At 58.2% G+C, this 26,517-nt stretch carries 28 protein-coding genes and 1 tRNA gene; 16 read left to right on the forward strand and 13 right to left on the reverse strand.

Annotated features, from left to right (window positions below; genetic code table 11):
• The gene (locus CGZ77_RS05985; RefSeq protein ID WP_009427079.1) at positions 1-858 is read right to left on the reverse strand and encodes a cytochrome c5 family protein; all 858 of its coding nucleotides are present in this window, start codon (positions 856-858) and stop codon (positions 1-3) included.
• 251 nt (positions 859-1,109) lie between these two features.
• On the opposite strand from CGZ77_RS05985, the gene CGZ77_RS05990 reads away from it, so the two are divergent.
• The 5 genes from CGZ77_RS05990 to ilvC all read left to right on the forward strand — a co-directional run bounded on the left by CGZ77_RS05990 (position 1,110) and on the right by ilvC (position 5,160).
• Positions 1,110-1,185: transfer RNA gene (locus CGZ77_RS05990), tRNA-Arg, on the forward strand.
• A 285-nt stretch (positions 1,186-1,470) separates the two neighbouring features.
• Entirely contained in the window at positions 1,471-3,246 is a 1,776-nt protein-coding gene (gene ilvB / locus CGZ77_RS05995) for a biosynthetic-type acetolactate synthase large subunit (protein WP_036496574.1), read from the forward strand.
• Positions 3,243-3,734 (forward strand): acetolactate synthase small subunit, encoded by a 492-nt coding sequence (gene ilvN, locus CGZ77_RS06000; RefSeq protein WP_009427081.1) that lies wholly within the window; start codon positions 3,243-3,245, stop codon positions 3,732-3,734. The genes ilvB and ilvN overlap by 4 nt, the downstream gene beginning before the upstream one ends.
• A 70-nt stretch (positions 3,735-3,804) precedes the next feature.
• Positions 3,805-4,107, forward strand: a complete 303-nt coding sequence (locus CGZ77_RS06005) for a putative quinol monooxygenase (protein ID WP_009427082.1) — start codon at positions 3,805-3,807, stop codon at positions 4,105-4,107.
• A 39-nt stretch (positions 4,108-4,146) separates the two neighbouring features.
• Positions 4,147-5,160: a ketol-acid reductoisomerase gene (gene ilvC / locus CGZ77_RS06010; protein WP_009427083.1), complete on the forward strand. Its 1,014-nt coding sequence runs from the start codon at positions 4,147-4,149 to the stop codon at positions 5,158-5,160.
• Between the two features lie 80 nt (positions 5,161-5,240).
• On the opposite strand, the gene CGZ77_RS06015 is transcribed toward ilvC, so the two are convergent.
• Positions 5,241-5,411, reverse strand: coding sequence for a hypothetical protein (locus CGZ77_RS06015; protein WP_157058152.1), 171 nt, complete (start codon positions 5,409-5,411; stop codon positions 5,241-5,243).
• Between the two features lie 86 nt (positions 5,412-5,497).
• Positions 5,498-6,001 (reverse strand): MliC family protein, encoded by a 504-nt coding sequence (locus CGZ77_RS06020; RefSeq protein WP_009427085.1) that lies wholly within the window; start codon positions 5,999-6,001, stop codon positions 5,498-5,500.
• A gap of 296 nt (positions 6,002-6,297) precedes the next feature.
• Between CGZ77_RS06020 and CGZ77_RS06025 the strand changes: the two genes are divergently transcribed.
• Entirely contained in the window at positions 6,298-6,957 is a 660-nt protein-coding gene (locus tag CGZ77_RS06025; protein WP_009427087.1) for a YceI family protein, read from the forward strand.
• A 516-nt stretch (positions 6,958-7,473) separates the two neighbouring features.
• On the opposite strand, the gene CGZ77_RS06030 is transcribed toward CGZ77_RS06025, so the two are convergent.
• The 10 genes from CGZ77_RS06030 to def all read right to left on the reverse strand — a co-directional run bounded on the left by CGZ77_RS06030 (position 7,474) and on the right by def (position 16,351).
• Positions 7,474-8,781: a sigma-54 dependent transcriptional regulator gene (locus tag CGZ77_RS06030; RefSeq protein ID WP_009427090.1), complete on the reverse strand. Its 1,308-nt coding sequence runs from the start codon at positions 8,779-8,781 to the stop codon at positions 7,474-7,476.
• Positions 8,771-10,897, reverse strand: coding sequence for a PAS domain-containing sensor histidine kinase (locus CGZ77_RS06035; RefSeq protein WP_009427091.1), 2,127 nt, complete (start codon positions 10,895-10,897; stop codon positions 8,771-8,773). The genes CGZ77_RS06030 and CGZ77_RS06035 overlap by 11 nt, the downstream gene beginning before the upstream one ends.
• A gap of 3 nt (positions 10,898-10,900) precedes the next feature.
• Entirely contained in the window at positions 10,901-11,518 is a 618-nt protein-coding gene (locus tag CGZ77_RS06040) for a DUF4390 domain-containing protein (protein WP_094031027.1), read from the reverse strand.
• Positions 11,481-12,743, reverse strand: coding sequence for a 16S rRNA (cytosine(967)-C(5))-methyltransferase RsmB (gene rsmB / locus CGZ77_RS06045; RefSeq protein ID WP_009427093.1), 1,263 nt, complete (start codon positions 12,741-12,743; stop codon positions 11,481-11,483). Before rsmB ends, CGZ77_RS06040 begins: the two co-directional genes overlap by 38 nt.
• A gap of 104 nt (positions 12,744-12,847) precedes the next feature.
• Complete coding sequence (locus tag CGZ77_RS06050; protein WP_009427094.1) at positions 12,848-13,525, reverse strand: alpha/beta hydrolase-fold protein; 678 nt, start codon at positions 13,523-13,525, stop codon at positions 12,848-12,850.
• 119 nt (positions 13,526-13,644) lie between these two features.
• Entirely contained in the window at positions 13,645-13,947 is a 303-nt protein-coding gene (locus CGZ77_RS06055; RefSeq protein WP_009427095.1) for an excalibur calcium-binding domain-containing protein, read from the reverse strand.
• Between the two features lie 70 nt (positions 13,948-14,017).
• Positions 14,018-14,293: a type II toxin-antitoxin system YafQ family toxin gene (locus CGZ77_RS06060; protein ID WP_009427096.1), complete on the reverse strand. Its 276-nt coding sequence runs from the start codon at positions 14,291-14,293 to the stop codon at positions 14,018-14,020.
• A complete protein-coding gene (locus tag CGZ77_RS06065; RefSeq protein ID WP_009427097.1) occupies positions 14,293-14,544 on the reverse strand; it encodes a type II toxin-antitoxin system RelB/DinJ family antitoxin in 252 nt (83 codons plus the stop codon). Before CGZ77_RS06065 ends, CGZ77_RS06060 begins: the two co-directional genes overlap by 1 nt.
• A 138-nt stretch (positions 14,545-14,682) precedes the next feature.
• Complete coding sequence (gene fmt, locus CGZ77_RS06070; protein WP_094031028.1) at positions 14,683-15,612, reverse strand: methionyl-tRNA formyltransferase; 930 nt, start codon at positions 15,610-15,612, stop codon at positions 14,683-14,685.
• 235 nt (positions 15,613-15,847) lie between these two features.
• Entirely contained in the window at positions 15,848-16,351 is a 504-nt protein-coding gene (gene def, locus CGZ77_RS06075; RefSeq protein ID WP_009427099.1) for a peptide deformylase, read from the reverse strand.
• Positions 16,352-16,521: 170 nt separating this feature from the next.
• Here def and CGZ77_RS06080 point away from each other — a divergent pair, with 170 nt between their 5' ends.
• The 10 genes from CGZ77_RS06080 to nuoG all read left to right on the forward strand — a co-directional run bounded on the left by CGZ77_RS06080 (position 16,522) and on the right by nuoG (position 26,514).
• A complete protein-coding gene (locus CGZ77_RS06080) occupies positions 16,522-17,799 on the forward strand; it encodes a LysM peptidoglycan-binding domain-containing protein (RefSeq protein WP_036496579.1) in 1,278 nt (425 codons plus the stop codon).
• Positions 17,800-18,099: 300 nt separating this feature from the next.
• On the forward strand, positions 18,100-18,456 hold the full coding sequence (locus tag CGZ77_RS06085) for an NADH-quinone oxidoreductase subunit A (protein WP_009427103.1): 357 nt from the start codon (positions 18,100-18,102) through the stop codon (positions 18,454-18,456).
• Positions 18,447-18,926, forward strand: coding sequence for an NADH-quinone oxidoreductase subunit B family protein (locus CGZ77_RS06090; RefSeq protein ID WP_009427104.1), 480 nt, complete (start codon positions 18,447-18,449; stop codon positions 18,924-18,926). Before CGZ77_RS06085 ends, CGZ77_RS06090 begins: the two co-directional genes overlap by 10 nt.
• A gap of 9 nt (positions 18,927-18,935) precedes the next feature.
• Positions 18,936-19,526, forward strand: a complete 591-nt coding sequence (locus CGZ77_RS06095) for an NADH-quinone oxidoreductase subunit C (RefSeq protein ID WP_009427105.1) — start codon at positions 18,936-18,938, stop codon at positions 19,524-19,526.
• Positions 19,516-20,772, forward strand: coding sequence for an NADH dehydrogenase (quinone) subunit D (nuoD, locus tag CGZ77_RS06100; protein WP_009427106.1), 1,257 nt, complete (start codon positions 19,516-19,518; stop codon positions 20,770-20,772). The genes CGZ77_RS06095 and nuoD overlap by 11 nt, the downstream gene beginning before the upstream one ends.
• Positions 20,772-21,245 carry an NADH-quinone oxidoreductase subunit NuoE gene (gene nuoE, locus CGZ77_RS06105; protein ID WP_009427107.1) on the forward strand — a complete coding sequence of 158 codons (474 nt, stop codon included), beginning with the start codon at positions 20,772-20,774 and terminating at the stop codon, positions 21,243-21,245. The genes nuoD and nuoE overlap by 1 nt, the downstream gene beginning before the upstream one ends.
• Positions 21,246-21,294: 49 nt before the next feature.
• Entirely contained in the window at positions 21,295-21,828 is a 534-nt protein-coding gene (locus CGZ77_RS06110) for a DUF1643 domain-containing protein (protein WP_009427108.1), read from the forward strand.
• Between the two features lie 124 nt (positions 21,829-21,952).
• Positions 21,953-22,138 (forward strand): hypothetical protein, encoded by a 186-nt coding sequence (locus CGZ77_RS06115; RefSeq protein WP_036496582.1) that lies wholly within the window; start codon positions 21,953-21,955, stop codon positions 22,136-22,138.
• A 373-nt stretch (positions 22,139-22,511) separates the two neighbouring features.
• Positions 22,512-23,807 carry an NADH-quinone oxidoreductase subunit NuoF gene (gene nuoF / locus CGZ77_RS06120; protein ID WP_009427111.1) on the forward strand — a complete coding sequence of 432 codons (1,296 nt, stop codon included), beginning with the start codon at positions 22,512-22,514 and terminating at the stop codon, positions 23,805-23,807.
• 448 nt (positions 23,808-24,255) lie between these two features.
• Positions 24,256-26,514, forward strand: coding sequence for an NADH-quinone oxidoreductase subunit NuoG (gene nuoG, locus CGZ77_RS06125; RefSeq protein WP_094031029.1), 2,259 nt, complete (start codon positions 24,256-24,258; stop codon positions 26,512-26,514).
• Positions 26,515-26,517: the final 3 nt, after the last annotated feature.

Here is a 26,517-nt window from a genome sequence, read left to right on the forward strand (position 1 = left end):
TTAGAACTTGCCGCCGGAGGAGTTCACCATGTAGGTAACGGCTGCTTTGACTTCGTCGTCGGAGAGGGCGGTGTTGCCGCCTTTGGCGGGCATCATGCCTTTGTCGGTAAAGCCTTCGATGGCGTGTTTGAACAGGGTGTCTTTGCCTTTTTTGATGCGCGGCGCCCATTCGTCTTTGTGGGTGATGCGCGGGGTGTCTGGGATGGCGGAGGTGGCGGCGTGGCAACCGAAGCACAGGCCATCGAACACTTTTTTGCCTTCGGCCATCACGTCCGCGCCGCCTGCGGCGGGGGCTGCGCCGTCTTTGGCGGTTTCTTTCGCTTCGCCTGCGGGGGCGGAAGCGGCGGCGTCGGAAGCCGCACCGGCTGCGGGTGCTGCGTCGGGATCGGGCAGGCTGCCGCCGGATTGGTTGGCCATGTAGACGATGGCGCGTTTGAGTTCGAGATCGGTCAGGTCGGACTGGCCGCCTTTGGCCGGCATGGCGTTAAAGCCGTTCAGGGCGTGGTTGAAGAGGGTTTCGAAGCCTTGTGCCAGGCGGGGCGCCCAGTCGCCGTTGTGGGTGATTTTCGGGGCGTTCGGCGTGGCGCTGTCGGCGCCGTGGCACTGGATGCAGACTTTGTTGAAGATGGAGTCGCCTTTGCGCTCGCCGACGGGAATGCCGTCGCCTTCCAATACGCTGCCTTGTGGCTGGATGCGTGTCTGGGTGGCTGCGGCGGTGGTTTGCTCTACCGTGCCGGGTTTGTAGCCGCCGGAGGCAAGCTGCACGAGGAAGTAGAGGGTGGCCAGTAGAATGACGATGCCGCCTATCAAGGTTGTGAGGGCGGAACCGCGGGCGTTTCGGTTGGTAAGGTGGTTCATGTTATTTAAGCCTCGCCGTTTTTTTGTGTAGTGATGAGGGGTTTGTGTCGGGTCGCGAAACCCGATTGTTAATATCAATTAACAATAATTTGCGGATTATACTGAATTCAACCCTGCTTTCCAATCTTTAAAATTTGGTTTATCTCAAAATTTGTGGAGATTGCGCGACGGCGTGCGGCGGGGCGCGAGCCGGTGGCTGTCGGGCATAAGGTTTGCGAAACGGCGTGTTTGTGGGATAATGCGCACTTTACGTACCCGTAGCTCAGTTGGAAGAGTGTCGGTTTCCGAAGCCGAAGGTCGCTGGTTCGATCCCAGTCGGGTGCGCCATATACGAGGCCGTCTGAAATATCCCTGCGGAGCGTTTTCAGACGGCCTTTTCCGCGTTTGTTGCCGCGGGGGAATCTGTGCTTGCCTGTTAACGGAGTTTGCGCTATCTTATGCGCTCTTTACTTTTTTAAACACTTTGCGCTCCAAGCCGATTTTGAAATCCTCCGGTTGTCGCCGGCTCATCCGTTCGCGTACCTCAAACCGCCGTTCGGAAAACCGACATTACCGTTGTGTTGCGAAGCCCGGGTTTATTATTGGTTTGCAGGCAGAATAAAAGAGGCCATCATGCAATTATCAGGTGCACAAATCCTTGTGCAGAGTCTGAAGGCGGAAAATGTGGAATACGTTTTCGGCTATCCCGGCGGCGCGGTGCTGGAAATCTACGACGCGCTGTTCCAATTAAACAAATTCAAACACATTCTGGTACGCCACGAGCAGGCTGCGGTTCACGCGGCAGACGCCTATGCCCGCGTCAGCGGCAAGGTGGGCGTGGCGCTGGTGACGTCCGGCCCGGGTGCGACCAACGCGCTCACGGGCATCGCCACGGCCTATTCCGATTCGATTCCGCTGGTGGTGATTTCCGGCCAGGTCGGCTCGCCCGCCATCGGTTCGGACGCATTTCAGGAAATCGACATGGTGGGCGTGTCGCGCCCGTGTGTGAAGCACAACTTTCTCGTCAAAAACATCGACGATCTGACCGTTACCATCAAAAAAGCCTTCCAAATCGCCCGCACCGGCCGCCCCGGCCCGGTGGTAATCGACATTGCCAAAGACGTGACACAGGCAATGGCGAAGTTCAGCTATCCGCAGGAAGAGGTTTTCATCCGCTCCTACCAGCCCGTGTTGAACGGCCATACCGGCCAGATTAAAAAAGCCGTGCAGATGCTGGCGGCGGCCAAGCGCCCGCTGGTGTATTTCGGCGGCGGCGTGGTGCTGGGCAACGCGTCGGACGAGCTGGCCGAGTTCGTCAAACTGACCGGCGTGCCGTGTACGGCGACGCTGATGGGCTTGGGTGCGTATCCGTCCAACAACAAACAATACCTCGGCATGCTGGGGATGCACGGCACTTACGAAGCCAATCTGGCGATGCAGAATGCCGACGTAGTGCTGGCGGTGGGCGCGCGTTTTGACGACCGCGTGGTGTCCGTTCCGGCCAAATTCCTCGAAAAGCCGAAAAAAATCATCCATATCGATATTGATCCGTCGAGCATTTCCAAGCGCGTCCGCGCCGACGTGCCGATAGTCGGCGATGTGAAAAACGTGCTGCGCGAGATGGTGGCGCTGTGGAAGAAGCAGGAGCTTTCCCTCAACGAAGCCGCTTTGGACAAATGGTGGCACACCGTCGAAGCATGGCGCGCGCGCGACTGCCTGCGCCTGCCCGAAAGCGACATCATCCTGCCGCAGATGGTAGTGAAAACGCTGGCGCAGGTCACCAATAACGACGCCGTTATCACCTCCGACGTCGGTCAGCACCAAATGTTTGCCGCCCAATTCTATCCTTTCAGACGGCCGCGGCAGTGGCTCAACTCGGGCGGACAGGGCACAATGGGCGTCGGCCTGCCTTATGCCATGGGCGCGTATCTTGCCGATCCCTCGAAAGATGTGTGCTGCATCACCGGCGAAGGTTCGATTCAGATGAACATTCAGGAACTTTCCACCTGCTTCCAATACCGCCTGCCCATCAAAACCATCTGCCTGAACAACGGCTATCTGGGCATGGTGCGCCAGTGGCAGGAGCTTTATTACGGCGAGCGCGAATCGGAAACCTATTTCGACTCCCTGCCCGATTTTGTCAAACTGGCCGAAGCCTACGGCCATGTCGGCATGCGGATTGACAAGGCTTCCGATGTCGAAGGCGCGCTGCGCGAAGCACTCGCCATGAAAGACCGTTTTGTATTTATGGACTTCATTACCGACCGCAAGCAAAACGTCTTCCCGATGGTGGGCAACGGCAAAGGTTTGGACGAAATGGTGCTGCCGCCGCACATGCGCGAAAGCAAAGCCGACAGCGACGTCAACGACGTACACGACCGCGATTACGACACAAGGAGCGTGCCATGAGACGGATTTTGTCTATCCTGATGGAAAACGAAGCGGGCGCGATGAGCCGCGTGGTCGGCCTGTTTTCCGCACGCGGCTACAACATCGACTCCCTGTCCGTGGCCGCCACCGAAGACCGCACCCTGTCGCGCATGACCATCGTCACCAACGGCGACGATATCGTGATTGAGCAGATTACCAAGCAGCTCAACAAGCTGATCGAAGTGGTGAAAGTGGTTGATTTGAACGAAAGCCGCTTCGTCGAGCGCGAACTGATGCTGGTGAAAGTGCGTGCCCTCGGCAAAGACCGCGACGAAATCCTGCGCCTTGCCGAAATCTACCGCGGCCACATTGTCGACGTCAGCGACAAGAGCTACACCGTCGAAGTGACCGGCACCACCGAAAAGCTCGATTCCTTCCTCGAAGCCGTCGGCCGCAGCCTGATCCTCGAAACCGTGCGCACCGGCGCGGCGGGCATCGGACGCGGCGAGCGTATTCTCAAAATCTGAGCGTTCAGACGGCCTCAAAGCACACAGAGGCCGTCTGAAAACCCGAATACCGAACGAAAGGACAAACAGCATGGCCAACGTCAAAATCGCCGCTACCATCGCCGTCAAACCCGAACACGGCGCCGAACTCGCCGCCGTGTTCGCCGATCTCGTCGCTGCCAGCCGCGCCGAAGCAGGCAACCTGCGCTACGACCTCCATCAGGACATCGCCGACGAAAACCGCTTCGTCTTTTTTGAAAACTGGCGCGACCAAGCTGCCGTCGACAGCCACAACGCCAGCGCCCATTTTCAAAACTTCCTCAAAGCCATCGACGGCAAAACGCAAGCCGTAGACATCGTGCTGATGCATGACGTGTCCGACAACGGCAACTGATCCCCCATCCTTTATCCAACCCAACTCCAAGGAAACAAAATGCAAGTTTATTACGACAAAGACGCCGATCTCTCCTTAATCAAAGGCAAAACCGTCGCCATCATCGGCTACGGCTCGCAAGGCCACGCCCACGCCGCCAACCTGAAAGATTCCGGCGTCAACGTGGTTATCGGCCTGCGCCAGGGCGGCTCGTGGAAAAAAGCCGAAGCCGCCGGTTTTGAAGTATTGTCTGTGGCTGATGCCACCAAAAAAGCCGACGTGGTGATGATTCTGCTGCCAGACGAAAACCAGCCCGTCGTGTACAAAAACGAAATCGAGCCGAACCTGAAACAGGGCGCGGTATTGGCGTTTGCCCACGGCTTTAATGTGCACTACAACCAAATCGTGCCCCGCGCCGACTTGGACGTTGTCATGATCGCCCCCAAAGGCCCCGGCCACACCGTGCGCAGCGAGTTCCTCAAAGGCGGCGGCGTGCCCTCGCTGATTGCCGTTTACCAAGACCAATCCGGCAAAGCCCGCGACATCGCCCTCTCCTACGCCGCAGCCAACGGCGGCACCAAAGGCGGCGTGATTGAAACCAACTTCCGCGAAGAAACCGAAACCGACCTCTTCGGCGAACAGGCCGTATTGTGCGGCGGCGCGGTCGAGTTGGTGAAATGCGGTTTTGAAACCCTCGTTGAAGCCGGTTACGCCCCCGAAATGGCCTACTTCGAGTGCTTGCACGAGTTGAAACTCATCGTTGACCTGATGTACGAAGGCGGCATCGCCAACATGAACTACTCGATTTCCAACAACGCCGAATACGGCGAATACGTTACCGGCCCCGAAGTGATTACCCCGGCCACCAAAGAAGCGATGAAAAAAGCGCTCTACCGCATCCAAAGCGGCGAGTACGCCAAAATGTTCATCCAGGAAGGTGCAACCAACTATGCCAGTATGACTGCCCGCCGCCGTCTGAACGCCGACCACCAAATCGAAAAAGTCGGCGCGCAACTGCGCGGTATGATGCCGTGGATTGCCAAAAACAAACTGGTGGATTTGGATAAAAACTAATCCCGCAGGCTAAGCAAAAAGGCGGTCTGAAAACTCCGAAACAGGGTTTTCAGACGGCCTTTTTTGTTTTGCCTGACCTGTCAGGGGGCGTTGTGGGGACGGGAAAGGCCGTCTGAAAGTGCGGCGGCGCTTTCGGAAACGGTATGTCCGCATTTGTGTTCCGAAGGGGCAGGCGGATACGGTTTTTGTACATGGTGTCCTTCCGCCGCGCCGATGTCTGCTTTGCCGAGTGATTCAGAAACGGATTGCATGGGTTGTCTGCCGCGTTGCCAATGCATGAGGCCGTCTGAAAACCCCTGTTTCGGGGTTTCAGACGGCCTCTTTTGTGCAGAGCCGTTTAACGGGGTTGGCAGGTGGTGTCCACACGGTTGCCGTAGGGGTCTTTGAAGCTGAAATAGGCATCGCCGCTTTTTTCGTGCCATTCGGCGCCGCTGCCGAACAGGCCGCTGTTGCCGACGTAGCGCTCGCCTGAGGCGGAAGAAGTGCGGTGGAGGCGCGCCTGTTTGTTGTCGAGCGTCAGATACAGCGTGTCGCCTTCGCGGCGGAGGTTGACGGTCGAGCCGTTTTCGCAGCTGTAACGGGCTGCGCGGCGGTTGCCGACGTAAGCGCCGTCGTCGCGGCGCGGTCTGTCGTAGCGGCTGCGGCGCTCTTCACGGCGCTCGTCGCGGTCGAAATCGCGGCCTTGTTCGGGGCGCGGAACGTATTCTTCGTATTGGCGGCTTTCGTGGCGGCGCGGCCGCTGCGGGCGGTAGTCGTCGTCATAGTCGGCGTCGAAGGGAACGACGCAGGCGGACAGCAGCAGGGTCAGCGAAGCGGGAACGGCCAGATAACGTAGTTTCATAATGGTTTTCCTGTGTGGTTGAGAAAATCTGCCGTGCGATGGCGGCGCCATCTTAGCCCAAGCCCCGTGGGGCGGCAGCAGGGTTAACTGAGATTTACGCCGTGCCGCCCGGCGTGTTGCGGCGGTGCTTTCAGACGGCCTTTTGCGTAAAAGGAACGATAAAAATATCCGTATAAACATGGTGTTGTTTTATTTTCTGTTAATATCTGTAAGAATTTCGCGGCAAGGGCGTCCAATACGTATCCCGTTCCCGATGTGCGGAACGTTTCCCTTCGATAACCTACAAAGGAATAAACATGAAACAGAAACTGCTCCCTTTATTGTGTGTTTTGGCTGCGGCGGCCTGTACGCCGAATCAGGACAACGCAGCCCAATCTGCGGCGGCATCGGCCGTTCAGACGGCCTCCGCCGCGCCGCAGGCCGCAGGCGCTTGGACGGCGGACGGCGCGCTGGTGCGCTTTGTCAGCAAAAAAACCAACACGCAGCAGAAAACGGTTGAGGAAGAATCGGCGTTTTCCGCGTCTTCGGCCAAGCTCGATGCGGACGGCGCGTTTGCCATGACCGTGGATTTGGCCAGCGTGAAAACCAATATCGACATCCGCGACCAGCGTTTGCGCGACTGGGTGTTTGAAACGGCGAAATTCCCGCAGGCAATGATTTCCGGCCGTTTGGACGCGGCGGCTATAGATGCTTTGAAAACGGGCGGAGAAACGGAGCTGAAACAGCCGCTGGTGTTGGAAGTGCATGGGCAGAAGCTCGACATCACCGCCGATTTGCGCCTGAAGCGGACGGCGGACGATACGGTGGAGGTGTCCACCGCGCAGCCTGTGGTGCTGGACGTGCAGCAGATGGACATGGCCGGCGGCGTGGCGAAGCTGGTGGAAGTGATGGGTTTGGCGTCGATAGACGGGCAGATTCCGGTGATGTTTGCCGGTACGTTTGTACGCAAGCCGTAAGCAAATCGGCAAAAAGGCCGTCTGAAAATCCTTGCGGGGTTTCAGACGGCCTTTGTCGCCTGACGCGGCAGCAGGCGGGAGGCCGTCTGAATGGTTCAAACAGGCTTTCAGAAGCGCCATTCGCGAGCAGACGGGAGTGGCCTTTGTTCTGCGTTTTGCTTGATGCGGCAGAGCCTGCCGATGAAACAAAAAGGTCGTCTGAAAAGTTTTTTCGGGTTTCAGACGGCCTTCGGGCGGATGGCAGGTATCACATGGAACGCGTGCGCCGCGGGGCGGCACACTCTGCGCACGATATAGTGAGCCAAAATAAAAAATATACAGCGTTGCCGCGCCTTAGCTCAAAGAGGGCGGTTTTCTACGACATTGGAAATGCCAAGAAAACCAGTCTCGTATTACTCATACTGTCTGCGGCTTGCTGCCTTGTATTTTTCTATTTTGGCTCACTATACAAAAGGAAAGGCCGTCTGAAAACCCTGTGCGGGGTTTTCAGACGACCTTTTTATCCGTGCGGCGGGGTCAGCCTGCGGTGTCGGTTTCGTTTTCGCCGCTGTCGGCTTTGCCCTGGCGGCGGGAGAACTGTATGCCGAGCTGTTTCAGTTTGCGGTAGAGGTGGGTGCGCTCGAGACCGACTTTCTGCGCGACGCGGCTCATGTTCTGGCCTTCCTGCGCGATGTGGTACTCGAAATAGCGGCGTTCGAGTTCTTCGCGCAATTCGCGCAGCGGCATGTTGAAGTCGAGGCTGCCCATGATTTCGGCGGCGGGCGCATTGTCCTGCTGCGGGCGGCCGAGCAGGGCGGCGACGGCGTTTTCGCCGATTTCGCCGTCTTCGCCGGCCAGTATCAGGCTTTTGACGACGGTGTGGAGCTGGTCGAAGTTGCCCGGCCAGTCGTATTGCTGCAGGGCGGCGAGGGCGGCGGCGCTGAATTTAGCAACGGGGATTTTTTGGGTTTCGGACAGCTCGGTGGCGATTTTGTTGACGAGGAAGGCGATGTCTTCGGGCTGGCTGCGCAGGGGCGGGATGGCGATGGTGAGGCCGGAGAGCAGGGCGGCCAGGCGGGTATCGTAGTTGGGATTGTCAAGCATTTCTTCGGGGCGGCGGGTGCTCGGGCAGATAACGCGCACGCCGAGGCGCTCGGCTTTGTCGAGCAGGAAGACGATGCCCTGCTGGATGGTTTTGCTGTATTGGGCGATGTCGTTAAGGTAGAGCACGCCGCCGGCGGCTTTTTGCAGCAGCTCCATCGGGGTGTCGACGATGTATTCGGTTTTCGGTTCGACCCAGGCGGTGCCGGTTTTGTGGAAGTAGCGGGCGACGGTTTCGAAGGGGGAGCCGGTTTCGCCGGTGAGCAGGACGGCGCCGCTCTGGCGCACGGCGGCTTCAATGCGGCGGTTCATTTCCTGCACGGCGGGGCTGTTGCCGAGTTTGTCGAGCGAGAGGCCGGCGGCAGCCTGCATTTCGCCGTATTTGAGGGCGCGCTCGACTGTGCCGAGCAGCTTTTTCAGGGCGATGGGTTTTTCGAGGAAGTCCATCGCGCCAATTTTGGTGGCTTCCACGGCGGTGTCGATACTGGCGTGGCCGCTCATCATGACGACGGGCATGGTGAGCTGGCCGTTTTTCGCCCATTCTTTGAGCAGGGTGATGCCGTCGCAGTCGGGCATCCAGATGTCGAGCAGCACCATGGCGGGACGGGTCTGGTTGCGCAGCTGCCGCGCTTCTTCGGCGTTTTCGGCAAGGGCGACGGTGTAGCCTTCGTCTTGCAGAATGTCGGACAGCAGGTCGCGGATGCCGATTTCGTCGTCTACGATAAGGATGTCGTTACTTCTCATGGTCGCTTTCTACCAGTGCGGGTAAGGTGATTCTGACGCAGGCGCCGCCTTCGGGCGGGTTGGACAGGCTGATGCGGCCGCCGTGTTCTTCGATGATTTTTTTGACAACGGGCAAACCCAGGCCGGTGCCGCCGGGTTTGTCGGTGACATAAGGCTCGAAGGCGTTGATGAGCATGTCGCCGGTGAAACTTTTGCCGTTGTTGGCAACGGTCAGGCCTACGCTGCCTTCGGATACGGCGGTATGGATGCGGACAAGCGGCTGCGGCGCTTCTTCGGCGGCTTCGGCGGCGTTTTTGAAGATGTTGTGCAGCACTTGGCGCATCGCCGTGGTATCGGCCTGTATGGTGGCGGGTATATTACTCAAATCGGATTCAAATGTACACGCGCCCGCTTCGTAGAGCAGCAAAACTTCTTCAATGAGGCGGTTGAGATCCTGCGGCTCGGGTTTGAGCGCGGGTGAGCGGGCGTAGTTGCGGAAGTCTTCCACCATTTCCTTCATGGCGGCCACTTGTTTGACGATGGTGTCGGTGGAGCGGATGAGGATTTGCGCGTCCTGTTCGCCCAGTTTGTCCTGGAGTTTCCACGCCAGCCGCTCGGCGGAGAGCTGGATGGGGGTGAGGGGGTTGCGGATTTCGTGGGCGAGGCGTTTGGCGACTTCGCCCCAGGCGGCTTCTTTTTGCGCGCGCACAAGCAGGGTGATGTCGTCGAACACCAGTACCGTGCCGCCGCCGGTGTCTTCGGGCAGGGGGACGGCTTTGCACAGGAGGATGCGCGGTTCGCCGCCGCCGGTGTAGGCCGTCTGAACGGGCTTGTCCTGCGCGTCGGTGTCGAGGACGGTTTGGAACAGACTGCCGACAAGGGCGTATTGTGGCACGTCGCGCGGCCAGTCGCGCCAGCGGCTGCCGGCCAGTTCGGACAGGGGCAGGCCGAGGATGCGTTCGGCGCTGCGGTTGAGGGTGTTCAGACGGCCTCCGTAATCGAGGGTGACGACGCCCGCCGTCAGGCTTTCCAATACGGTTTCGAGATAGTGGCGAGCGGCTTCCTGTTTGAGGCGGTTGAGCTTTTCGGCGTCGCTGGCGATGGCGAGCTGCTCGGTCATGTGGTTGAACAGGCGGGTGAGCTGGCCGAGTTCGTCGTTGCGGTAGACGGGGCGGCGTTGGGAAAAATCGCCTTCGGCCACGGCTTTGGCGCCTTCGGAGAGCGACAGGATGGGCTCGATGAAGCGGCGCGAGAAGTAGAGGGCGATCACCAGCGCCAGCATCACGGAGAGCAGGGCAGCGGCGAGCAGGGTGATGAGGAAGAAGGTTTGCAGACCCTGCTGGGCGTAGGTGAGCTGGGCGTATTTGCCGCGTGCGTTTTCGATGAGTTCGGCGTCGCGGGCGACGTTGTCGGGGATAGGCCGTCTGAAAAAGAGCGCCTGTTCGCGGCCGTTTTGCGGCGGCAGGGACAGCCAGCCTTCGGCGTAGAGCCTGCCGTTGATGCTGGCGACGCTGCGGGCGGAGCCGGTTTGTTTCAAACGGGCGGCGGTGTCGCCGTCGGGCTGCGGCGGGGGCAGGGCGGCGGGGTTGGTGATGATTTCTGTGCGGTTGCCGGCGGGATGGTAGAGGCCGGTTTGGCCGAAGGCGGCGGCTTCGCGGCTCTGTTTGACGGTCTGCGCCGCATCGCCACCCATGGAAACGGCGCTGATGACTTCGATTTGCAGGCCTGCGGCACGGCGCACGCTGTCGTCGAGGGCGGCGTCGAGGGCGGATTTGCTGAGGGTCAGGCTGCTTTCGAGCGCCTGCGCGGTGTCGTTGCCGAACCAGGAATGGATGCTGTATGAGATAAATTGCGCCGATACGCCGAAGAGGAAAACGGCGGGCAGCACGGCCACCAGGCAGAACATGACCGCCAGCCGCCGCGCCAGCCGCGAGCCGAGCATATTGTATTGGTTGTGGCGCAGCAGCAGCCAGCCGTAGCGCAGCAGCATGGCCAGCAGCATGACGACCATCAGGCCGCCTGCGGCAATCAGGTGCCAGAAGTATTCGGAGAGCGGGCTGCCGCTGTTGGTGGCGACGGTGAGGGCGTACACCAGCGCGGCGGCCAGCAGGAAGAAAATCAGATAGCGGCGGTGCATGGTTCAGCCTTTGCTGACCGACAGGGTTTTCCAGCCGGAATCGAGCTGCCAGTTTTTGGCGGTGAGCGAGTTGATTTGGAAGGGCTTGGGCAGTTGGGCGGTGCTCAGCGTCAGACGGATTTCGGCCTTCACTTCGTGCGCGTCGGTGCCGTCGAGCGTGCCTTTGGGCAGCACGCGCCAGTTGGCGATGGCGCCGATGCCGCGCAGGGCGGTGTCGAGGCCGGAGTATTCGGTGGAAAACGTGCCGACGGTGACGCGGTAGCGGTTGGTGAGCGGGTGGAAGGAGAGTTTGTAGGCGACGTCGTTGTCGCTGCCGACGAGTTGGCCGAGCTTGAATTTGTAGGCGGCCATGGTCGGCGAGGAGAGCCGGTAGCTGAGGGTGAAATAGAGCGGCACGCCCTGTTTGAGCGCCTGTTTGAGCTGGTCGGGCAACTCGGTGTGGAAGCGGCTGCTGATGTCGAGCTGGCCGCTTTCGGTGAGCACGGCCGCGCTGCGCGTGGGAGCGATGCTTTCGGCGGCGGCTTCAGACGGCCGCAAAAGCAGCACGGCGCCGCAGAGCAGGGCGGCGGCCGTGCGGGCGTGTTTACGGGCGTTTGCGGATAAGTGCGTAAAAAAAGCCATCTTGGGAAGGAGTGGGCAACAGGGTCTGCGGATCGGAGCAGGAGGCGTCGGCGTGGCGGGCGAGGAAGCGTTGCAGTTGCAGGCTGTTTTCTTCGGTGAAGAGCGAGCAGGTGGCAAAGAGCATGCGCCCGCCGGGTTTGACCGTTGTCCACAGCGCATCGAGCAAACCCTCCTGCTGGCGGGCGGTTTTGGCCGCGTCGGTGGGGAGGCGCAGCCATTTGATGTCGGGATTGCGGCGCACCACGCCCGAAGCCGTGCAGGGTACGTCGGCCAACACCGCGTCAAACTGCCTGCCATCATACCACGAAGCCAAATCCCGCGCGTCGGCAGCGGCCAGAGAGGCCGTCTGAAAGCCCAAGCGGTGCAGATTGTCGGCCACGCGTTTCAGACGGCCTGCGTCGATGTCCAACGCCGTTACTTCGCAATCGGCCATCTCCAAAATATGCCCCGTTTTGCCGCCCGGCGCGGCGCAGGCATCCAAGATGCGTTCGCCGTTTTGCGGCTGCAACAGATACGCCGCCTTCTGCGCGCCGAAGTCCTGCACCGACACCAGGCCGTCTGAAAAACCGGGCAGGCTGTTTACCGGCACGGCCTCGTCCGGCGTTACTGCGTAATCGTCAAGCGCACGCGCCCCGATGCCCGCTTCGGCGAGCTTGACCAAATAGCTTTCGGCGTTGCCGTGGCGGCGGTTGACGCGCAGCGTCATCGGCGGATGGCTTTGCAGCGCGGCGGCGATATTGTGCCAATGCTTGGGATAATGGTTTTGCAGATAAGCCAGCCACCAGCGCGGCAGATTGTATTTCGCCACATCGTCGGCCTTACACCACGCCGCGAGCTTGTCGCGCTCGCGCAAAAAACGGCGCAACACGGCGTTGGCAAACGAGCGGTACTGCCCGCGCCCGATGCGGCCGACGGCTTCCACCGCCTCGTTCACCACCGCGTGCGGTGCGTTGCGCGTGTAATGAAGCTGGTAGAGCGCGGTAATCAGCAGGCTTTCAAGCTCTTGATTGTCAATCGGCTTTTTCAACAGCTTGCCGAGCATGAATTTGAGGCTGCCGAGATAACGCTGGCTGCCGTAAGCAATGTCTTGCAGCGCGCCGCTTTCCTGCGCGCTCAAATCGGGATGCGCGGCACGCACGCGCGCCAGCACGTCTTGCAGGTTTTGCCCTGCGGCCACGGCGGCGGCGGTTTCGGCGGCAAGTTTCTGGGCGAGAGCCATGCTCATAACGGGATTCCTGTTTGCAAGGGTTTCAGGCGGCCTTTTGGTGTTGAGGCCGTCTGAAAAAGACGAAGGGACGAAAAAGCGGCGATTATACGGCAGACGGGCTTTCAGACGGCCTCTGTCAGATACGACACAGCGGCGGCGAGGCGTTCGGGGACTTGGTGGAAATGGCTGCCGCTGTTGAGCGCAAAGGCCGTCTGAATGCCGCGCCCGCGCCACAGGTTTTCTGTAAAACGCATATTGTCTTCCACCGCCGCCATGCGCGGGTTTTTGCTGTTTTTTTCGGTGTCGCCGATGGAGAAATACGCGCGTTGCGGCGGCTTGGGCATGGCGTTGGCGGCGGCAAAATCCGTCCAGCCGTCAAACCACAGCGAGCCGGAAATGCAGGCAATTTTTTCAAACGGGCTTTTCTGATACGCGCACCAGGCGGCAAACAAACCCGCCAGCGAGTAGCCCGCGATGCCGCGCCATTGGGGGCGCAGGTTCAGACGGCCTTCGATGTCGGACAGCACGTCTGCCAGCCAAGCCAGATAATCCGCCGCGCCGCCGCTAAAATCGGCCGCTTTTTTAAACACGCGCGGCGCAGGCCAGGGCGTGAACGAGTGTTCCCAATCGGACTCGTCCGCCGAGAGCAGCACAAGGCCGTCTGAAAGCAGCGCGGCCAGCGCGTCGGCTTCGTGCGGCTGTAAAAAAGTGAGCACCAGCGGTGCGTCGGCAGGGGTGTTGTCGGCGCGGTAAACGCGGAAAGTTTTTTGGTTGAGGGTAATCGTATTGGTAAGGTGCATGGCCGGTTGCTTATATATGTTGTTCGGAGGCCGTCTGAATGCGGTTTCAGACGGCGTAGGTTGGGTTAAAGACCCAACAAAACCTTTAAATCATCTGTTTGTTGGGTCTTTAACCCAACCTACCTGCCGCACAATTGGCGTTCGCACGGTACACCATCGTGATTGCCGTCCATTTTGGTGTTGGGGCAGTTGTGCAGGAAAAATTCGGCCTCTTCGCAAGAAGTCATTTGCGAGCAGTGCGTACGGCCGTCGCAGCGGAATTTTTGGGCAGACGTATTGCTTTTCTTCAGCTTGGGTTTGGCTTTGTTTTCGATGGCGGAAAGCGCGGCAGGTTTGTTTTTTTGCCAAAGAGCTTGGATTTCGTGGCTGTAAAAGTGCCAAATTCCTGCCGATACGGCGATGAGAAGAATAAGTTTTTTCATGGTGTTATGTGCAAAGCGGTTAAAGATGTGTGTTAACGGCAAATTGCCCAAGGCCGTCTGAACACGATATTCAGCCAAACAATTCGGCGTGCGAACCCAAGCGGTAGAGCAGGATGGTTTTACGCGCTTGGTCGCAGCGGTAAACCAGTAGCAAATAGGGTTTGCCGTGGCATTCGAGATGGCCGGCGTAATTGCCGATAAGCGGGTGCTCTTTGTATTTGGCGGGCAGAGGTTCGCCCGATACGAGCAAGTCCAAAACGGTTTTGACGGCCTGTTGCGCGGCCTTGTCGTGTTGGTAGCGTTTGCTGTCCTGCTTGAATTTGTTGGAAATTTCCAGCGTGTACATTACCACCCCAAATCGCGCATCAAATCTTCGACGGTTTCATAGCGCGTACCGCCGTTGCGCTCCAAATCGGCGACGGCGGCCAGCGTTTCGGCATTCGGCCGCGCCAAGCCTTCGGGCAGCTCGGCTTTGGCGGCAAGCTGGGTCAGCAGCATTCGGGTAACGGTCGACAAGTCCAGACCTAGGGCTTTGGCGTTGGCGGCAGCTTTTTGTTTGATTTCGTTGTCGATGCGGATGGTCAGGGTGCTGTCCATGATGCGCTCCTGTTATTACGGATTTGTACTGACAATATTGTATGTGCAAATTTGTAATGACGCAATTTGCGTAGGGAAACAAAAGGCCGTCTGAAACGGAAAACTGCGTTTCAGACGGCCTTTGCCAATGTTGCTTCGTTATTCCAACACCGTGCCCGCTTCGATACTGCGCCCTGCGACAAAGGCGGCAATGTCCATGCGCTTGCTGCCTGCGGGTTGCAATTCTTTGATGCTTAACGCGCCTTCGCCGCAGGCGATGACGAGGCCGTCTGAAGTGCAGGACAACACTTCGCCCGCGCGGCCTTGTTGGTTGACTGTTTCGACGCGCCAGATTTTCAGCGGCTTGCCTTGATATTGCGTCCACGCGGCGGGGACGGGGTTGAAGGCGCGGATTTTACGCTCGATGACGGCAGCCGGTTCGTGCCAGTTGATGCGTGCTTCTTCTTTGCTTAATTTTTGTGCGTAGGTAACGCCGTTTTCGGGCTGGGCAGCGGCGTTCAGACGGCCTTCGCGCTCGAGTTGTTGCAAATCGGCGACAACGGCGGCCGCACCGATGGCCATTAGCGCGTCGTGCACTTCGTTGGCGGTGTCGGTGTCGCGGATAGCGTAGCGGTGTTCGCTGACCACCGCGCCGGTGTCCAAGCCCGCGTCCATCTGCATGATGCACACGCCGGTTTCGGCGTCGCCCGCTTCGATGGCGCGTTGGATGGGGGCGGCACCACGCCAGCGCGGCAGCAGCGAGGCGTGGATATTGAGGCAGCCGTGGCGCGGCGCGTCCAATACTTCCTGCGGCAGTATCAGGCCGTAGGCGGCGACGACCATCACGTCTGCGCCGACGCTTTGCAACAGGGCGAGCGCATCGGCGTTGCCGCGCAGTTTTTCGGGCTGTTCGACGCGCAAACCGAGTTCCAGTGCGGCCTGTTTCACGGGTGAAGCCTGAAGCTGCATTCCGCGCCCTTTGGGGCGGTCGGGCTGGGTGAGTACAAGCGGGATGTCAAAACCCGCATCGGCGATGGCTTTGAGGGCGGCGGCGGCAAAATCGGGCGTGCCTGCGAAGATGATTTTCATGGGTGTGGCCTTGTGGAAACTTTCAGACGGCCTTGTCCGTGGTATGGAGGCCGTCTGAATAGGTTGGGCGGATAAGAATTTTTGCAGAGTCTGCGGCGGCCGTTTCAGAGGGCCTTGGTATCGGATTTCGGCGTGAAGCCGCTTTCGCGCGGGCAGGGCGGACAATGGCGGCGGCTTGGAAGAAGTTCAGGCCGTCTGAAAAGCGGCGGTGCGGTTTCAGACGGCCTGTGTGTGTTTACATATTGTGTTTTTGGCGTTTTTTCAGCTTGGTTTTGATGCGGCCTTGTTTGAGCTGCGAGAGGTGTTCGACAAACACGATGCCCATCAGGTGGTCGAGTTCGTGCTGTACGCAGATGGCCAATAGGCCGTCGGCTTCGAGAGTGAATTTTTCGCCTTTTTCGTCAAGTGCTTCTACCTTTACACGCTCGGCGCGGGTTACCGTGTCGTAAATGCCGGGTACGGAGAGGCAGCCTTCTTCGTAAGTGGTTTGGCCGTCTTTTTCCACAATCACGGGGTTGATGAACACGCGCGGCTCGCTGCGGTCTTCGCTCAAATCCATCACCACCACGCGCTCGTGCACGTCAACCTGCGTGGCCGCCAGCCCGATGCCGCGCGCCTCGTACATGGTCTCAAACATATCGGCAACCAGCGTTTGGATACGTTCGTCAATCTTTTCAACGGGCTTGGCTACCGTGTGCAGCCGCTCGTCGGGATATTGGAGGATGTTCAGTAAAGCCATTTCGTTCTCGATGGGTTTTGCGGGTGTTTATGCAGAATAATTTTAACGCTATGTGGTTTGCCGTAAAGAGTGGTAAAATCATGCGATAAATCGGCAAGGCAATTTTGTTTTGTGTTGCTACTTGTATTTTTTTAATGATGACTGCGTGAATGAATTTCAAGGGGAGTGTCATGCAAAAACGTATTATAACCCTGCTTTGTGCCGCCGGTTTGGCTATTTCCGCCCCGGCAATGTCTGCCGCGCTGAAGGTTCGCCCCGATGCGCCGACCCGCTATGTTGTGAAACAGGGCGATACTTTGTGGGGAATTTCAGGCAAATATCTGTATCGTCCTTGGCAGTGGAACCGCCTTTGGGGTGCGAACCGCAGCAAAATCCGCAATCCCGACCGCATTTATCCGGGTCAAGTGTTGGTTTTACGCTACGTTAACGGCCGTCCTCGCCTTTCGGTAGAGCACCGCGCAGGTTCGGACGGTATTCCGACCATCAAGCTGTCGCCGCGTGTGCGCGAGGTCAGCTCCGGTTACGGCATCCAAGCCATCAATGTGAATTTCTACCGCATGTTTATGCAGCATCCGCAGATTATCGACCAGATGCAGACGCAGCATGCGCCGCGCTTGGTTGAAGGTCCTGACGGCCGTATGCTGTATTCGAAAGGCGACCGTGTATACGCCTATGAGATTACCGAGCCCGGCCGCTATTTGGTTTACCGTGCGCGCAAAGACATTACCGATCCCGAAACCAAGAAATATTTGGGTCAGGAAGTGGTGTTCAGCGGCGTAGTCAGCACTTTGGCCGGTACGAACAGCGCGTTGGACGGCCGCAGCAAGGCGGATGCCGAGGCATTGCCGGACAACGAGTACTACACACGCGTTCATCCGTTGGTAAAACTGCCGACGCAGACTGCGCAGCCGATGGTAGTTGAAGAGGCTGTATCCGAAATCCGCAAAGGCGACTTCCTGCTGAAAATGGACGAGAGCGGCGACAGCTTCAATATGATGCCCCATGCGCCCAGCCAGCATATCGATGCCCGCGTGGTTTCGATTTTTGACGGCATCAGCGAGGCCGGCCAGTTCCAAACCATTACGCTGAACAAGGGTGAGGAAGACGGCTTGGACAAAGGCACGGTATTGAGCCTTTACAAGCGCAGCCGCCAAATCAAAACCGATTTGCAAAAAGGCAAAGACGGCAGCCGCAGCGTGGTGAAATATCTCTCCATCCCTGCTGAAGAAGTGGGTTTGGCGATGGTGTACCGTACCAGCAAACACCTTGCATCGGCCATTATTTTGGAAAGCGCCACCAGCATCAGCGTGGGTGACACAGCTTCCGAGCCGGGTCATGATTTGGATAATATGTCGGACGATGGTCGTCACGAGCCGAATGTTCCGCAAGATTCGCATGACGACGAACATAACTCAACTAATGTGAAGAGCAATATCAACCTTCATTAATGTACGTGGCGTTTGCTTGGAGGCCGTCTGAAAAATTTTCAGACGGCCTTTTGTTTGTGTCGGGCAAAGCTGTGAAGTGTTCTGATAAAACGGAAAAAAATGTGGCTGTGCGGCAGTTGGTTGGAGAGGAGAGACAAAATCTTCTTAACATAATTTAATAGTAACTATTATCATTTAGTTATTGAAATTATTGGATTTTTTTGTGCGATTTTGAAATCGCGCTCTTTAAATTGCCGTCTGATTTGGCTAAAATGGCAGCCGTTTGATTACGTTATCTGTTAATGATTCGAGTGTGACGCTATGTTGGCAAATTACCTGCCCGTTTTGGTTTTTATGCTGATCGGCCTGGCCGCCGGCATTCTGTTTCTGGCCTTGGGCACGCTGTTGGGACCCAAGCGCCATTACGCCGAAAAAGACGCGCCGTTTGAGTGCGGCTTCGAGGCTTTTGAAAACGCAAGGATGAAGTTCGACGTGCGCTACTATTTGGTGGCGATACTCTTCATTCTCTTTGATTTGGAAGTGGCTTTTATGATCCCGTGGGCGGTGGTGTTCAAAGATTTGGGCATGGTCGGATTCTGGCCGATGCTGGTGTTTATCGCCGTTTTGGGCATAGGCTTTGTTTACGAATGGAAAAAAGGTGCGCTGGAATGGGAATAGAAGGCGTTTTGAATAAAGGTTTCATCACCACCAGCGCGGATACCGTGCTCAACTACATGCGCACCGGCTCGCTGTGGCCGGTGACTTTCGGTTTGGCCTGCTGTGCGGTGGAGATGATGCACGCCGGTATGGCGCGCTACGACCTTGACCGCTTCGGCATTATCTTTAGGCCTTCGCCGCGCCAGTCCGACCTGATGATTGTTGCCGGCACGCTGTGCAACAAAATGGCGCCGGCGCTGCGCCGCGTGTACGACCAGATGGCCGAGCCGCGCTGGGTGCTGTCTATGGGTTCCTGCGCCAACGGCGGCGGCTACTACCATTATTCCTATTCCGTGGTGCGCGGTTGCGACCGCATCGTGCCGGTGGACGTGTACGTTCCCGGCTGCCCGCCCACCGCCGAAGCGCTGCTTTACGGCCTGATTCAGCTTCAGGGCAAAATCAAGCGCACCTACACCATCGCCCGCAACTAGGAGCACGCCATGCATGTAAACGATTTGCACGCCGCCGTGCAGCGGCTGTTGGGCGACAAGGCCAGCGTCGTGCTGCTGGCTTTCGGCGAAGTAACTGTTGAATGCCGCCCCGAGCACTACATCGACATTATGACCACCCTGCGCGACCACGAAGAGCTGCATTTCGAGCTGCTGGTGGATTTGTGCGGCGTCGATTACAGCACTTATAAAAACGAAGCATGGCAGGGCAAGCGCTTTGCCGTAGTCAGCCAGCTGTTGTCGGTGAAAAACAACCAGCGCATCCGCGTGCGCGTGTGGGCGGACAACGACGATTTTCCGGTTGTCCAAACCGTTACCCCGATTTACAACAGCGCCGACTGGTACGAGCGCGAAGCCTTCGATCTCTACGGCATTATTTTCAATGACCACCCCGACCTGCGCCGCATCTTGACCGACTACGGCTTTGTCGGCCATCCTTTCCGCAAGGATTTCCCCATTTCCGGCTATGTGGAGATGCGTTACGACGAAAAAGAAAAACGCGTGATCTACCAGCCGGTTACCATCGAGCCGCGCGAGATTACCCCGCGCGTTGTCCGCGAGGAGAACTACGGTGGCCACTAAACTCAGAAACTACACCATCAACTTCGGCCCGCAGCACCCCGCCGCCCACGGCGTATTGCGCATGATTTTGGAATTGGACGGCGAAACCATCGTCCGCGCCGACCCCCATATCGGCCTGCTGCACCGCGGCACCGAAAAGCTGGCCGAAACCCGCACCTTCCTGCAAACCCTGCCCTATATGGACCGCTTGGACTACGTTTCCATGATGGTCAACGAGCAGGCCTACTGCCTGGCGGTGGAAAAACTGCTTGGCATCGACATCCCCATCCGTGCCAAATACATCCGCACCATGTTTGCCGAGGTAACGCGCATCCTGAACCACCTGATGGGTGTCGGTTCGCACGCGCTCGACATCGGCGCCATGACCGCGATTCTCTACGCCTTCCGCGACCGCGAAGACCTGATGGACTTGTACGAAGCCGTCTCCGGCGCGCGCATGCACGCCGCCTATTTCCGTCCCGGCGGCGTGTACCGCGATTTGCCCGACTTTATGCCCAAATACGAGCCGAGCAAGTACCGCAGCGCCAAAGTATTGAAAGAACTCAACGCCTGGCGCGAAGGCAGCATGCTCGACTTCATCGACGCCTTCTGCGAGCGTTTCCCGTCGCGCATCGACGATTTGGAAACCCTGCTTACCGACAACCGCATCTGGAAGCAGCGTACCGTCGGCATCGGCGTCGTTTCGCCCGAGCGCGCCATGCAAAAAGGCTTCACCGGCGTGATGCTGCGCGGCTCCGGCGTCGAATGGGACGTACGCAAAACCCAACCCTACGAAGTCTATGACCAAATGGACTTCGACATCCCCGTCGGCGTCAACGGCGACTGCTACGACCGCTACCTGTGCCGCATCAACGAAATGCGCCAGTCCACCCGCATCATCAAACAATGCGCCGACTGGCTGCGCGTCAATCCCGGCCCGGTGATTACCGACGACCACAAAGTCGCCCCGCCCAAACGCACCGAAATGAAGCTCGGTATGGAAGATTTGATCCACCACTTCAAACTCTTCACTGAAGGCATGCACGTACCCGAGGGCGAAACCTATACCGCCGTCGAACATCCCAAAGGCGAATTCGGCATCTACCTGATTTCCGACGGCGCCAACAAACCCTACCGCCTGAAAATCCGCGCCCCCGGCTTCGCCCACCTGCAAGGCATGGACGAAATGGCCAAAGGCCACATGCTGGCCGACGTCGTCGCCATCATCGGCACCCAGGACATCGTATTCGGAGAGGTGGACAGATAATGTTATCCGCAGAATCCCTGAAACAAATCGACACCGAGCTGGCCAAATACCCCGCCGACCGCCGCCGATCCGCCATTATGGGCGCGCTACGCATCGCCCAAACCGAAAAAGGCTGGCTCGCCCCCGAAACCATCGAGTTTGTCGCCGAATACGTCGGCATCAGCCCCGCGCAGGCCTACGAAGTCGCTACTTTCTACAATATGTACGACATCAAACCGGTGGGCAAATACAAACTCACCGTCTGCACCAACCTGCCCTGCGCCCTGCGCGGCGGCGTCGATGCCGGCGAATACCTGAAGAAAAAACTCGGCATCGGCTACGGCGAAACCACCGCCGACGGCAAATTCACCCTGGTCGAAGGCGAATGCATGGGCGCCTGCGGCGATGCCCCGGTGATGCTGCTCAACAACCACAAAATGTGCAGCTTTATGGATGCTATGGCGATTGATGCGAAGCTGGCGGAGTTGGAATAGAGCGGTTTGAGGTAATCTGAGACAATATTTCCAGCTATTTTAGATAAAAATGGACTACAAAATAGATGTTTATGAAGCTGATGAACTCAATCAGTATCGATTTGTGCTTGGCTCAATATCAGCTAAAACACTTTGCGTATTCGGTATAAATCCAAGTACAGCAGATGATAAAAACCCTGATCCCACGATCAAAAGAGTAATGGGATTTGTTGAGCGCAATGGTTATACCAGTTTCGTAATGTTTAATTTGTATCCTAAAAGAGCTACTGATCCGCATGATTTGCCTACTGTAGCTGATGAAGTAGCAATACAGAAGAATATTGAAATTATTTCTAAAATTGTTTCTCAGATTATTGAGCAACAAAAACAATGTGATGTGTTGTTGGCATGGGGTGGCTCATTTTATTTGCGCAATTATTTTGATACTTGTTTGAAGAAAATGTATAACTCTTTGAATGGATATCCAATAAATTGGTTAAGAATAGGAGAGTTATTGAAATCAGGACAACCAAGGCATCCATCACGGCAGTCCTATGAATTAAAGTTTGAAACTATGGATATGAATGCGTTTTTGTCTCGTTAGCAAAGTTGGGTTTCGACTCAACAAAAACGTAAAGCAGCCTGAAAACCCGTAGGGTGCGCACCGCGCACCAAATCTCACCGCAATCCGATAGGCGAAACATAGCAACCCCCCCCGGGAGCGCGCCATGAAACCGCTTTTATTTGTAAGCGCCGCAGCATTGTTGATGAGCGGCTGCGCGTCTGTCGAAGAATATTTCAACGGCACATCGCCCCACACCTGCTACGGCTTGGGCAACCCAGAATGCGTCAGACAAGGCTACCACCCTGGCGGAGGCATAATGCAGCCTGGCGCAACCGCCTACGAACAGTAGCAAAAACGGTAGCGTAAGGCAGCCTGAAAAGGCCGTCTGAAAACCATAGGCCGGATTCTCGAATCCGACAGCCGCCCGCAAGGCGGCATCAGGCAGCCTGAAACCGTAAAACCTACAGCAATCCATTCCCTCTCCCGCCCCGCGGTGGAGGGCTAGGGTGGGGGCAGCGGTGCAACAGAAACCGCCGCCACACCCGCAAACAAAAAAGCGTTTCCGCAGAAACACCACCCCCACCCCGACCCTCCCCCGCAAGGCAGGGGAGGGAGCAGAAGAAACATCTGTTTCAGACGGCCTTAAAAGCAGCCTGAAAACCAAACAGGCCGTCTGAAAGGCCGCCCGAACCGAACAAACCAAACAACCCCGAGCAAGCACCATGGCTATTTACCAAACAGGCGTGATTTTCGACAACGTGGACACCCGCGATCCCGACTGCTGGACACTCGATTCCTACCTCCAACGCGGCGGCTACCAAGCCCTGCGCAAAATCCTGTCCGAAAACACCAGCCAAGACGACGTCATCGCCGAAGTCAAAGCCTCCGGCCTGCGCGGCCGCGGCGGCGCAGGCTTTCCCACCGGTCTCAAATGGAGCTTTATGCCCCGCTCCTTCCCCGGCACCAAATACGTCGTCTGCAATACCGACGAAGGCGAGCCCGGCACCTTCAAAGACCGCGACATCATCTTCTTCAATCCCCACGCCCTGATCGAAGGCATGATTATCGCCGGCTACGCCATGGGCGCGCCCGCCGGCTACAACTACATCCACGGCGAAATCTTCGAAGGCTACCAGCGCTTTGAAGCCGCGCTGGCGCAGGCGCGCGCGGCCGGCTATCTCGGCCAGAACATTCTCGGCAGCGAGTTCTCCTTTGAACTCTATGCCGCCCACGGCTACGGCGCCTATATCTGCGGCGAAGAAACCGCCTTGCTCGAATCGCTGGAAGGCAAAAAAGGCCAACCGCGCTTCAAGCCGCCGTTCCCCGCATCCTTCGGCCTATACGGCAAGCCCACCACCATCAACAACACCGAAACCTTTTCTTCCGTCCCCTTTATCATCCGCGACGGCGGCCAGACCTTTGCCGACAAAGGCATCGAAAACGCCGGCGGCACCAAGCTGTTTTCCATTTCCGGCCATATCGAGCGCCCGGGCAACTACGAAGTGCCGCTGGGTACGCCGTTTGCCAAAATCCTGGAAATGGCTGGCGGCATGAAAAACGGCAAAAAACTCAAAGCCGTTATCCCCGGCGGTTCGTCCGCACCGGTGCTGCCCGCCGACATCATGATGGAATTGAACATGGACTACGATTCCATCGCCAAAGCCGGCTCGATGCTCGGTTCGGGCGCGATTATCGTGATGGACGAAGACGTGTGCATGGTCAAAGCGCTCGAGCGCCTGAGCTATTTCTACCACGAAGAATCCTGCGGCCAATGCACCCCCTGCCGCGAAGGCACCGGCTGGCTGTACCGCATCGTCCACCGCATCGCCAACGGCCAGGGGCGCATGGAAGATTTGGATCTGCTCGATTCCGTCGGCAACAATATGGCCGGACGCACCATCTGCGCCCTGGCCGACGCCGCCGTCTTCCCCGTGCGCAGCTTCACCAAACACTTCCGCGACGAGTTCGTCCACTACATCGAACACGGCCGGCCGATGAAAGAGCATAAGTGGTGTTAAAGGCAGCCTGAAAGTAAAAAGGCCGTCTGAAACCGAACAACCGACAGCAACCGAATCCCCTCTCCAGCTTGCGGGGGAGGGCTAGGGTGGGGGTAGTAGGGCAACAGCAATTTCCGCCACGCCCGCAAACAAAAAAAGCGTTTCCGCAGAAACGCCACTCCCACCCCTCCCCTCCCCCGCAGGGCAGGGGAGGGAGACAGAAGCAACACTGTTTTCAGACGGCCGCCAAGGCAGCCTGAAACGTAAAAAAGCCACCCGAAACCCGTAGTTCGGATACTCGTATCCGATAAGCCGCTCCAAGCGGCTGTAAGGCAGCCTGAAAACCGGCAACGCAAGTTTCAGCGAAGTGAAAAAACACCCCAAGGCCGTCTGAACGCCGCAAACCGCGTTTTCAGGCTGCCCCAAACCATTACCCATTTAAAGAAAACCCCGTAACTAGGAAACCACCATGTTACAAATCGAAATCGACGGCAAACAAGTGTCGGTAGAGCAGGGCGCGACGGTAATCGAAGCCGCGCAAAAGCTCGGCACCTACATCCCGCACTTCTGCTACCACAAGAAACTTTCCATTGCTGCTAACTGCCGCATGTGCCTGGTGGAAGTGGAAAAAGCGCCCAAGCCGCTGCCCGCTTGCGCCACGCCGGTAACCGACGGCATGGTGGTGCGCACCCATTCCGAAAAAGCGCGTCAGGCGCAGGAAGGGGTGATGGAGTTTCTGCTGATCAACCACCCGCTCGATTGTCCGGTCTGCGACAAGGGCGGCGAGTGCCAGCTGCAGGATTTGGCAATGGGCTATGGCAAAACCACCAGCCGCTACACCGAAGCCAAGCGCGCCGTGGTCGGCAAAGACATGGGCCCGCTGATTTCCGCCGCCGAAATGAGCCGCTGCATCCACTGCACCCGCTGCGTGCGCTTCACCGAAGAAATCGCCGGCGAGCAGGAAATCGCCATGGCCTACCGCGGCGAGTTTTCCGAAATCATGCCCTTTGTCGGCAAAGTGGTGGAAACCGAATTGTCGGGCAACGTTATCGACCTGTGCCCCGTCGGTGCGCTGACCAGCAAGCCCTTCCGCTTCAACGCCCGCACTTGGGAATTGAGCCGGCGCAAATCCGTTTCCGCCCACGACTCTTTGGGCAGCAACCTGATTGTGCAGGTGAAAGAACACACCGTGCGCCGCGTGCTGCCGCTGGAAAACGAAGCCATCAACGAATGCTGGCTGTCCGACCGCGACCGCTTTGCCTACGAAGGCCTGTACCACGAAAGCCGTCTGAAAAACCCGAAAATCAAGCAGGGCGGCGAGTGGATCGATGTTGATTGGAAAACTGCGCTCGAATACGTGCGCACATCGCTGGACTGCGTCGGCAAAGACGGCCAGCAGGACCAAATCGGCATCTGGGCCAACCCGATGAACACTGTTGAAGAGCTGTATCTGGCGAAAAAACTGGCGCAGGGTCTCGGCATCAAACATTTCGACACCCGCCTGCAGGCGCAGGACAGCCGCCTGCAAGGCAGCCTGAAAGGCGCGCAATGGCTCGGCCAGAGCATTGAAGACTTGGGCAATGCCGGTGCCATTCTGGTGCTCGGCGCCAACCTGCGCAAAGAGCAGCCGCTCCTGACCGCCCGCCTGCGCCGCGCCGCCAACAACGGCAGCCAGATCAGCGTGCTCGCCAGCAGCAAAGAAGCGCTGCATATGCCGCTTGCCGCGCAGCAAATCCTGCATCCGAACCAATGGGCAGGCTGCCTGAAAACCCTGGCGCAGGACTTGGAAAACGGTATCGGCGGCAGCCTGAAAACCGCCGAGCAGGCCGCCATTGTGCTGGGCGCCGAAGCGCAGAACCATCCCGATTACGCCGCCATCTATGCCGCCGCGCAGGAGCTGGCCGATGCTACCGGCGCCAAGCTCGGCATTCTGCCGCAGGCGGCCAACAGCGTCGGCGCTGATGTGCTGGCAGTCAATAACGGACAGACCATTGCCGAAATGATTGCCCAGCCGAAAAAAGCCGTGCTGCTGTTGAACGTCGAACCCGAAATCGACGTGGCCAACGGCGGCCGTGCCGTGGCCGCGCTGCGCGAAGCGCAAACCGTGATGGCCTTCACCCCCTATGTCAGCGACACTCTGCTAGACGTGTGCGACCTGCTGCTGCCGATTGCGCCCTTTACCGAAACTTCCGGCAGCCTGATCAATATGGAAGGCCGCTTGCAGTCCTTCCACGGCGTATCCAAAGGCTACGGTGACAGCCGCCCGCTGTGGAAAATCCTGCGCGTGCTGGGCAATATTTTTGAAGTGGACGGCTTTGAGTTCGACAGCAGCGAAGAAGTGCTGCAAGAAGCAATCGACAAAGACGCGCTGGCCGGCAAACTCGACAACCGCAGCAGCTGGCAGGGCGCAGCCGCGCCGGCCGGCAGCGGGCTGACCCGCGTCGGCGGCACCGGCATCTACCACACCGACGCCATCGTGCGCCGCGCCGAATCGCTGCAGCAAACCGGCCACGCCCAAGTGCCCGCCGCCCGCGTCCACCCGCTGACGCTGGCCGCGCTCGGCCTGCTCGATGGCGACAGCGTGCGCGCCAAACACGGCGCCCACAGCGTTACCGTCAGCGTCTCGGCCGACAAAACGCTGCCGGAAAACATCGTCCACCTGCCGCTGCACAGCGCCAACGCCGAATTGGGCGGCATGATGAACGCCATCGAACTGGAAAGGGCTTAAGCA

The sequence above is a fragment of the Neisseria sp. KEM232 genome (assembly GCF_002237445.1).
GTDB lineage: Bacteria > Pseudomonadota > Gammaproteobacteria > Burkholderiales > Neisseriaceae > Neisseria.

Coding starts and splice junctions, on each gene's coding strand:
- CGZ77_RS05985 (WP_009427079.1), bottom strand. CDS start 858: ATGAACCACCTTACCAACCGAAACGCCCGCGGTTCCGCCCTCACAACC.
- ilvB (WP_036496574.1), top strand. CDS start 1,471: ATGCAATTATCAGGTGCACAAATCCTTGTGCAGAGTCTGAAGGCGGAA.
- ilvN (WP_009427081.1), top strand. CDS start 3,243: ATGAGACGGATTTTGTCTATCCTGATGGAAAACGAAGCGGGCGCGATG.
- CGZ77_RS06005 (WP_009427082.1), top strand. CDS start 3,805: ATGGCCAACGTCAAAATCGCCGCTACCATCGCCGTCAAACCCGAACAC.
- ilvC (WP_009427083.1), top strand. CDS start 4,147: ATGCAAGTTTATTACGACAAAGACGCCGATCTCTCCTTAATCAAAGGC.
- CGZ77_RS06015 (WP_157058152.1), bottom strand. CDS start 5,411: ATGCAATCCGTTTCTGAATCACTCGGCAAAGCAGACATCGGCGCGGCG.
- CGZ77_RS06020 (WP_009427085.1), bottom strand. CDS start 6,001: ATGAAACTACGTTATCTGGCCGTTCCCGCTTCGCTGACCCTGCTGCTG.
- CGZ77_RS06025 (WP_009427087.1), top strand. CDS start 6,298: ATGAAACAGAAACTGCTCCCTTTATTGTGTGTTTTGGCTGCGGCGGCC.
- CGZ77_RS06030 (WP_009427090.1), bottom strand. CDS start 8,781: ATGAGAAGTAACGACATCCTTATCGTAGACGACGAAATCGGCATCCGC.
- CGZ77_RS06035 (WP_009427091.1), bottom strand. CDS start 10,897: ATGCACCGCCGCTATCTGATTTTCTTCCTGCTGGCCGCCGCGCTGGTG.
- CGZ77_RS06040 (WP_094031027.1), bottom strand. CDS start 11,518: ATGGCTTTTTTTACGCACTTATCCGCAAACGCCCGTAAACACGCCCGC.
- rsmB (WP_009427093.1), bottom strand. CDS start 12,743: ATGAGCATGGCTCTCGCCCAGAAACTTGCCGCCGAAACCGCCGCCGCC.
- CGZ77_RS06050 (WP_009427094.1), bottom strand. CDS start 13,525: ATGCACCTTACCAATACGATTACCCTCAACCAAAAAACTTTCCGCGTT.
- CGZ77_RS06055 (WP_009427095.1), bottom strand. CDS start 13,947: ATGAAAAAACTTATTCTTCTCATCGCCGTATCGGCAGGAATTTGGCAC.
- CGZ77_RS06060 (WP_009427096.1), bottom strand. CDS start 14,293: ATGTACACGCTGGAAATTTCCAACAAATTCAAGCAGGACAGCAAACGC.
- CGZ77_RS06065 (WP_009427097.1), bottom strand. CDS start 14,544: ATGGACAGCACCCTGACCATCCGCATCGACAACGAAATCAAACAAAAA.
- fmt (WP_094031028.1), bottom strand. CDS start 15,612: ATGAAAATCATCTTCGCAGGCACGCCCGATTTTGCCGCCGCCGCCCTC.
- def (WP_009427099.1), bottom strand. CDS start 16,351: ATGGCTTTACTGAACATCCTCCAATATCCCGACGAGCGGCTGCACACG.
- CGZ77_RS06080 (WP_036496579.1), top strand. CDS start 16,522: ATGCAAAAACGTATTATAACCCTGCTTTGTGCCGCCGGTTTGGCTATT.
- CGZ77_RS06085 (WP_009427103.1), top strand. CDS start 18,100: ATGTTGGCAAATTACCTGCCCGTTTTGGTTTTTATGCTGATCGGCCTG.
- CGZ77_RS06090 (WP_009427104.1), top strand. CDS start 18,447: ATGGGAATAGAAGGCGTTTTGAATAAAGGTTTCATCACCACCAGCGCG.
- CGZ77_RS06095 (WP_009427105.1), top strand. CDS start 18,936: ATGCATGTAAACGATTTGCACGCCGCCGTGCAGCGGCTGTTGGGCGAC.
- nuoE (WP_009427107.1), top strand. CDS start 20,772: ATGTTATCCGCAGAATCCCTGAAACAAATCGACACCGAGCTGGCCAAA.
- CGZ77_RS06110 (WP_009427108.1), top strand. CDS start 21,295: ATGGACTACAAAATAGATGTTTATGAAGCTGATGAACTCAATCAGTAT.
- CGZ77_RS06115 (WP_036496582.1), top strand. CDS start 21,953: ATGAAACCGCTTTTATTTGTAAGCGCCGCAGCATTGTTGATGAGCGGC.
- nuoF (WP_009427111.1), top strand. CDS start 22,512: ATGGCTATTTACCAAACAGGCGTGATTTTCGACAACGTGGACACCCGC.
- nuoG (WP_094031029.1), top strand. CDS start 24,256: ATGTTACAAATCGAAATCGACGGCAAACAAGTGTCGGTAGAGCAGGGC.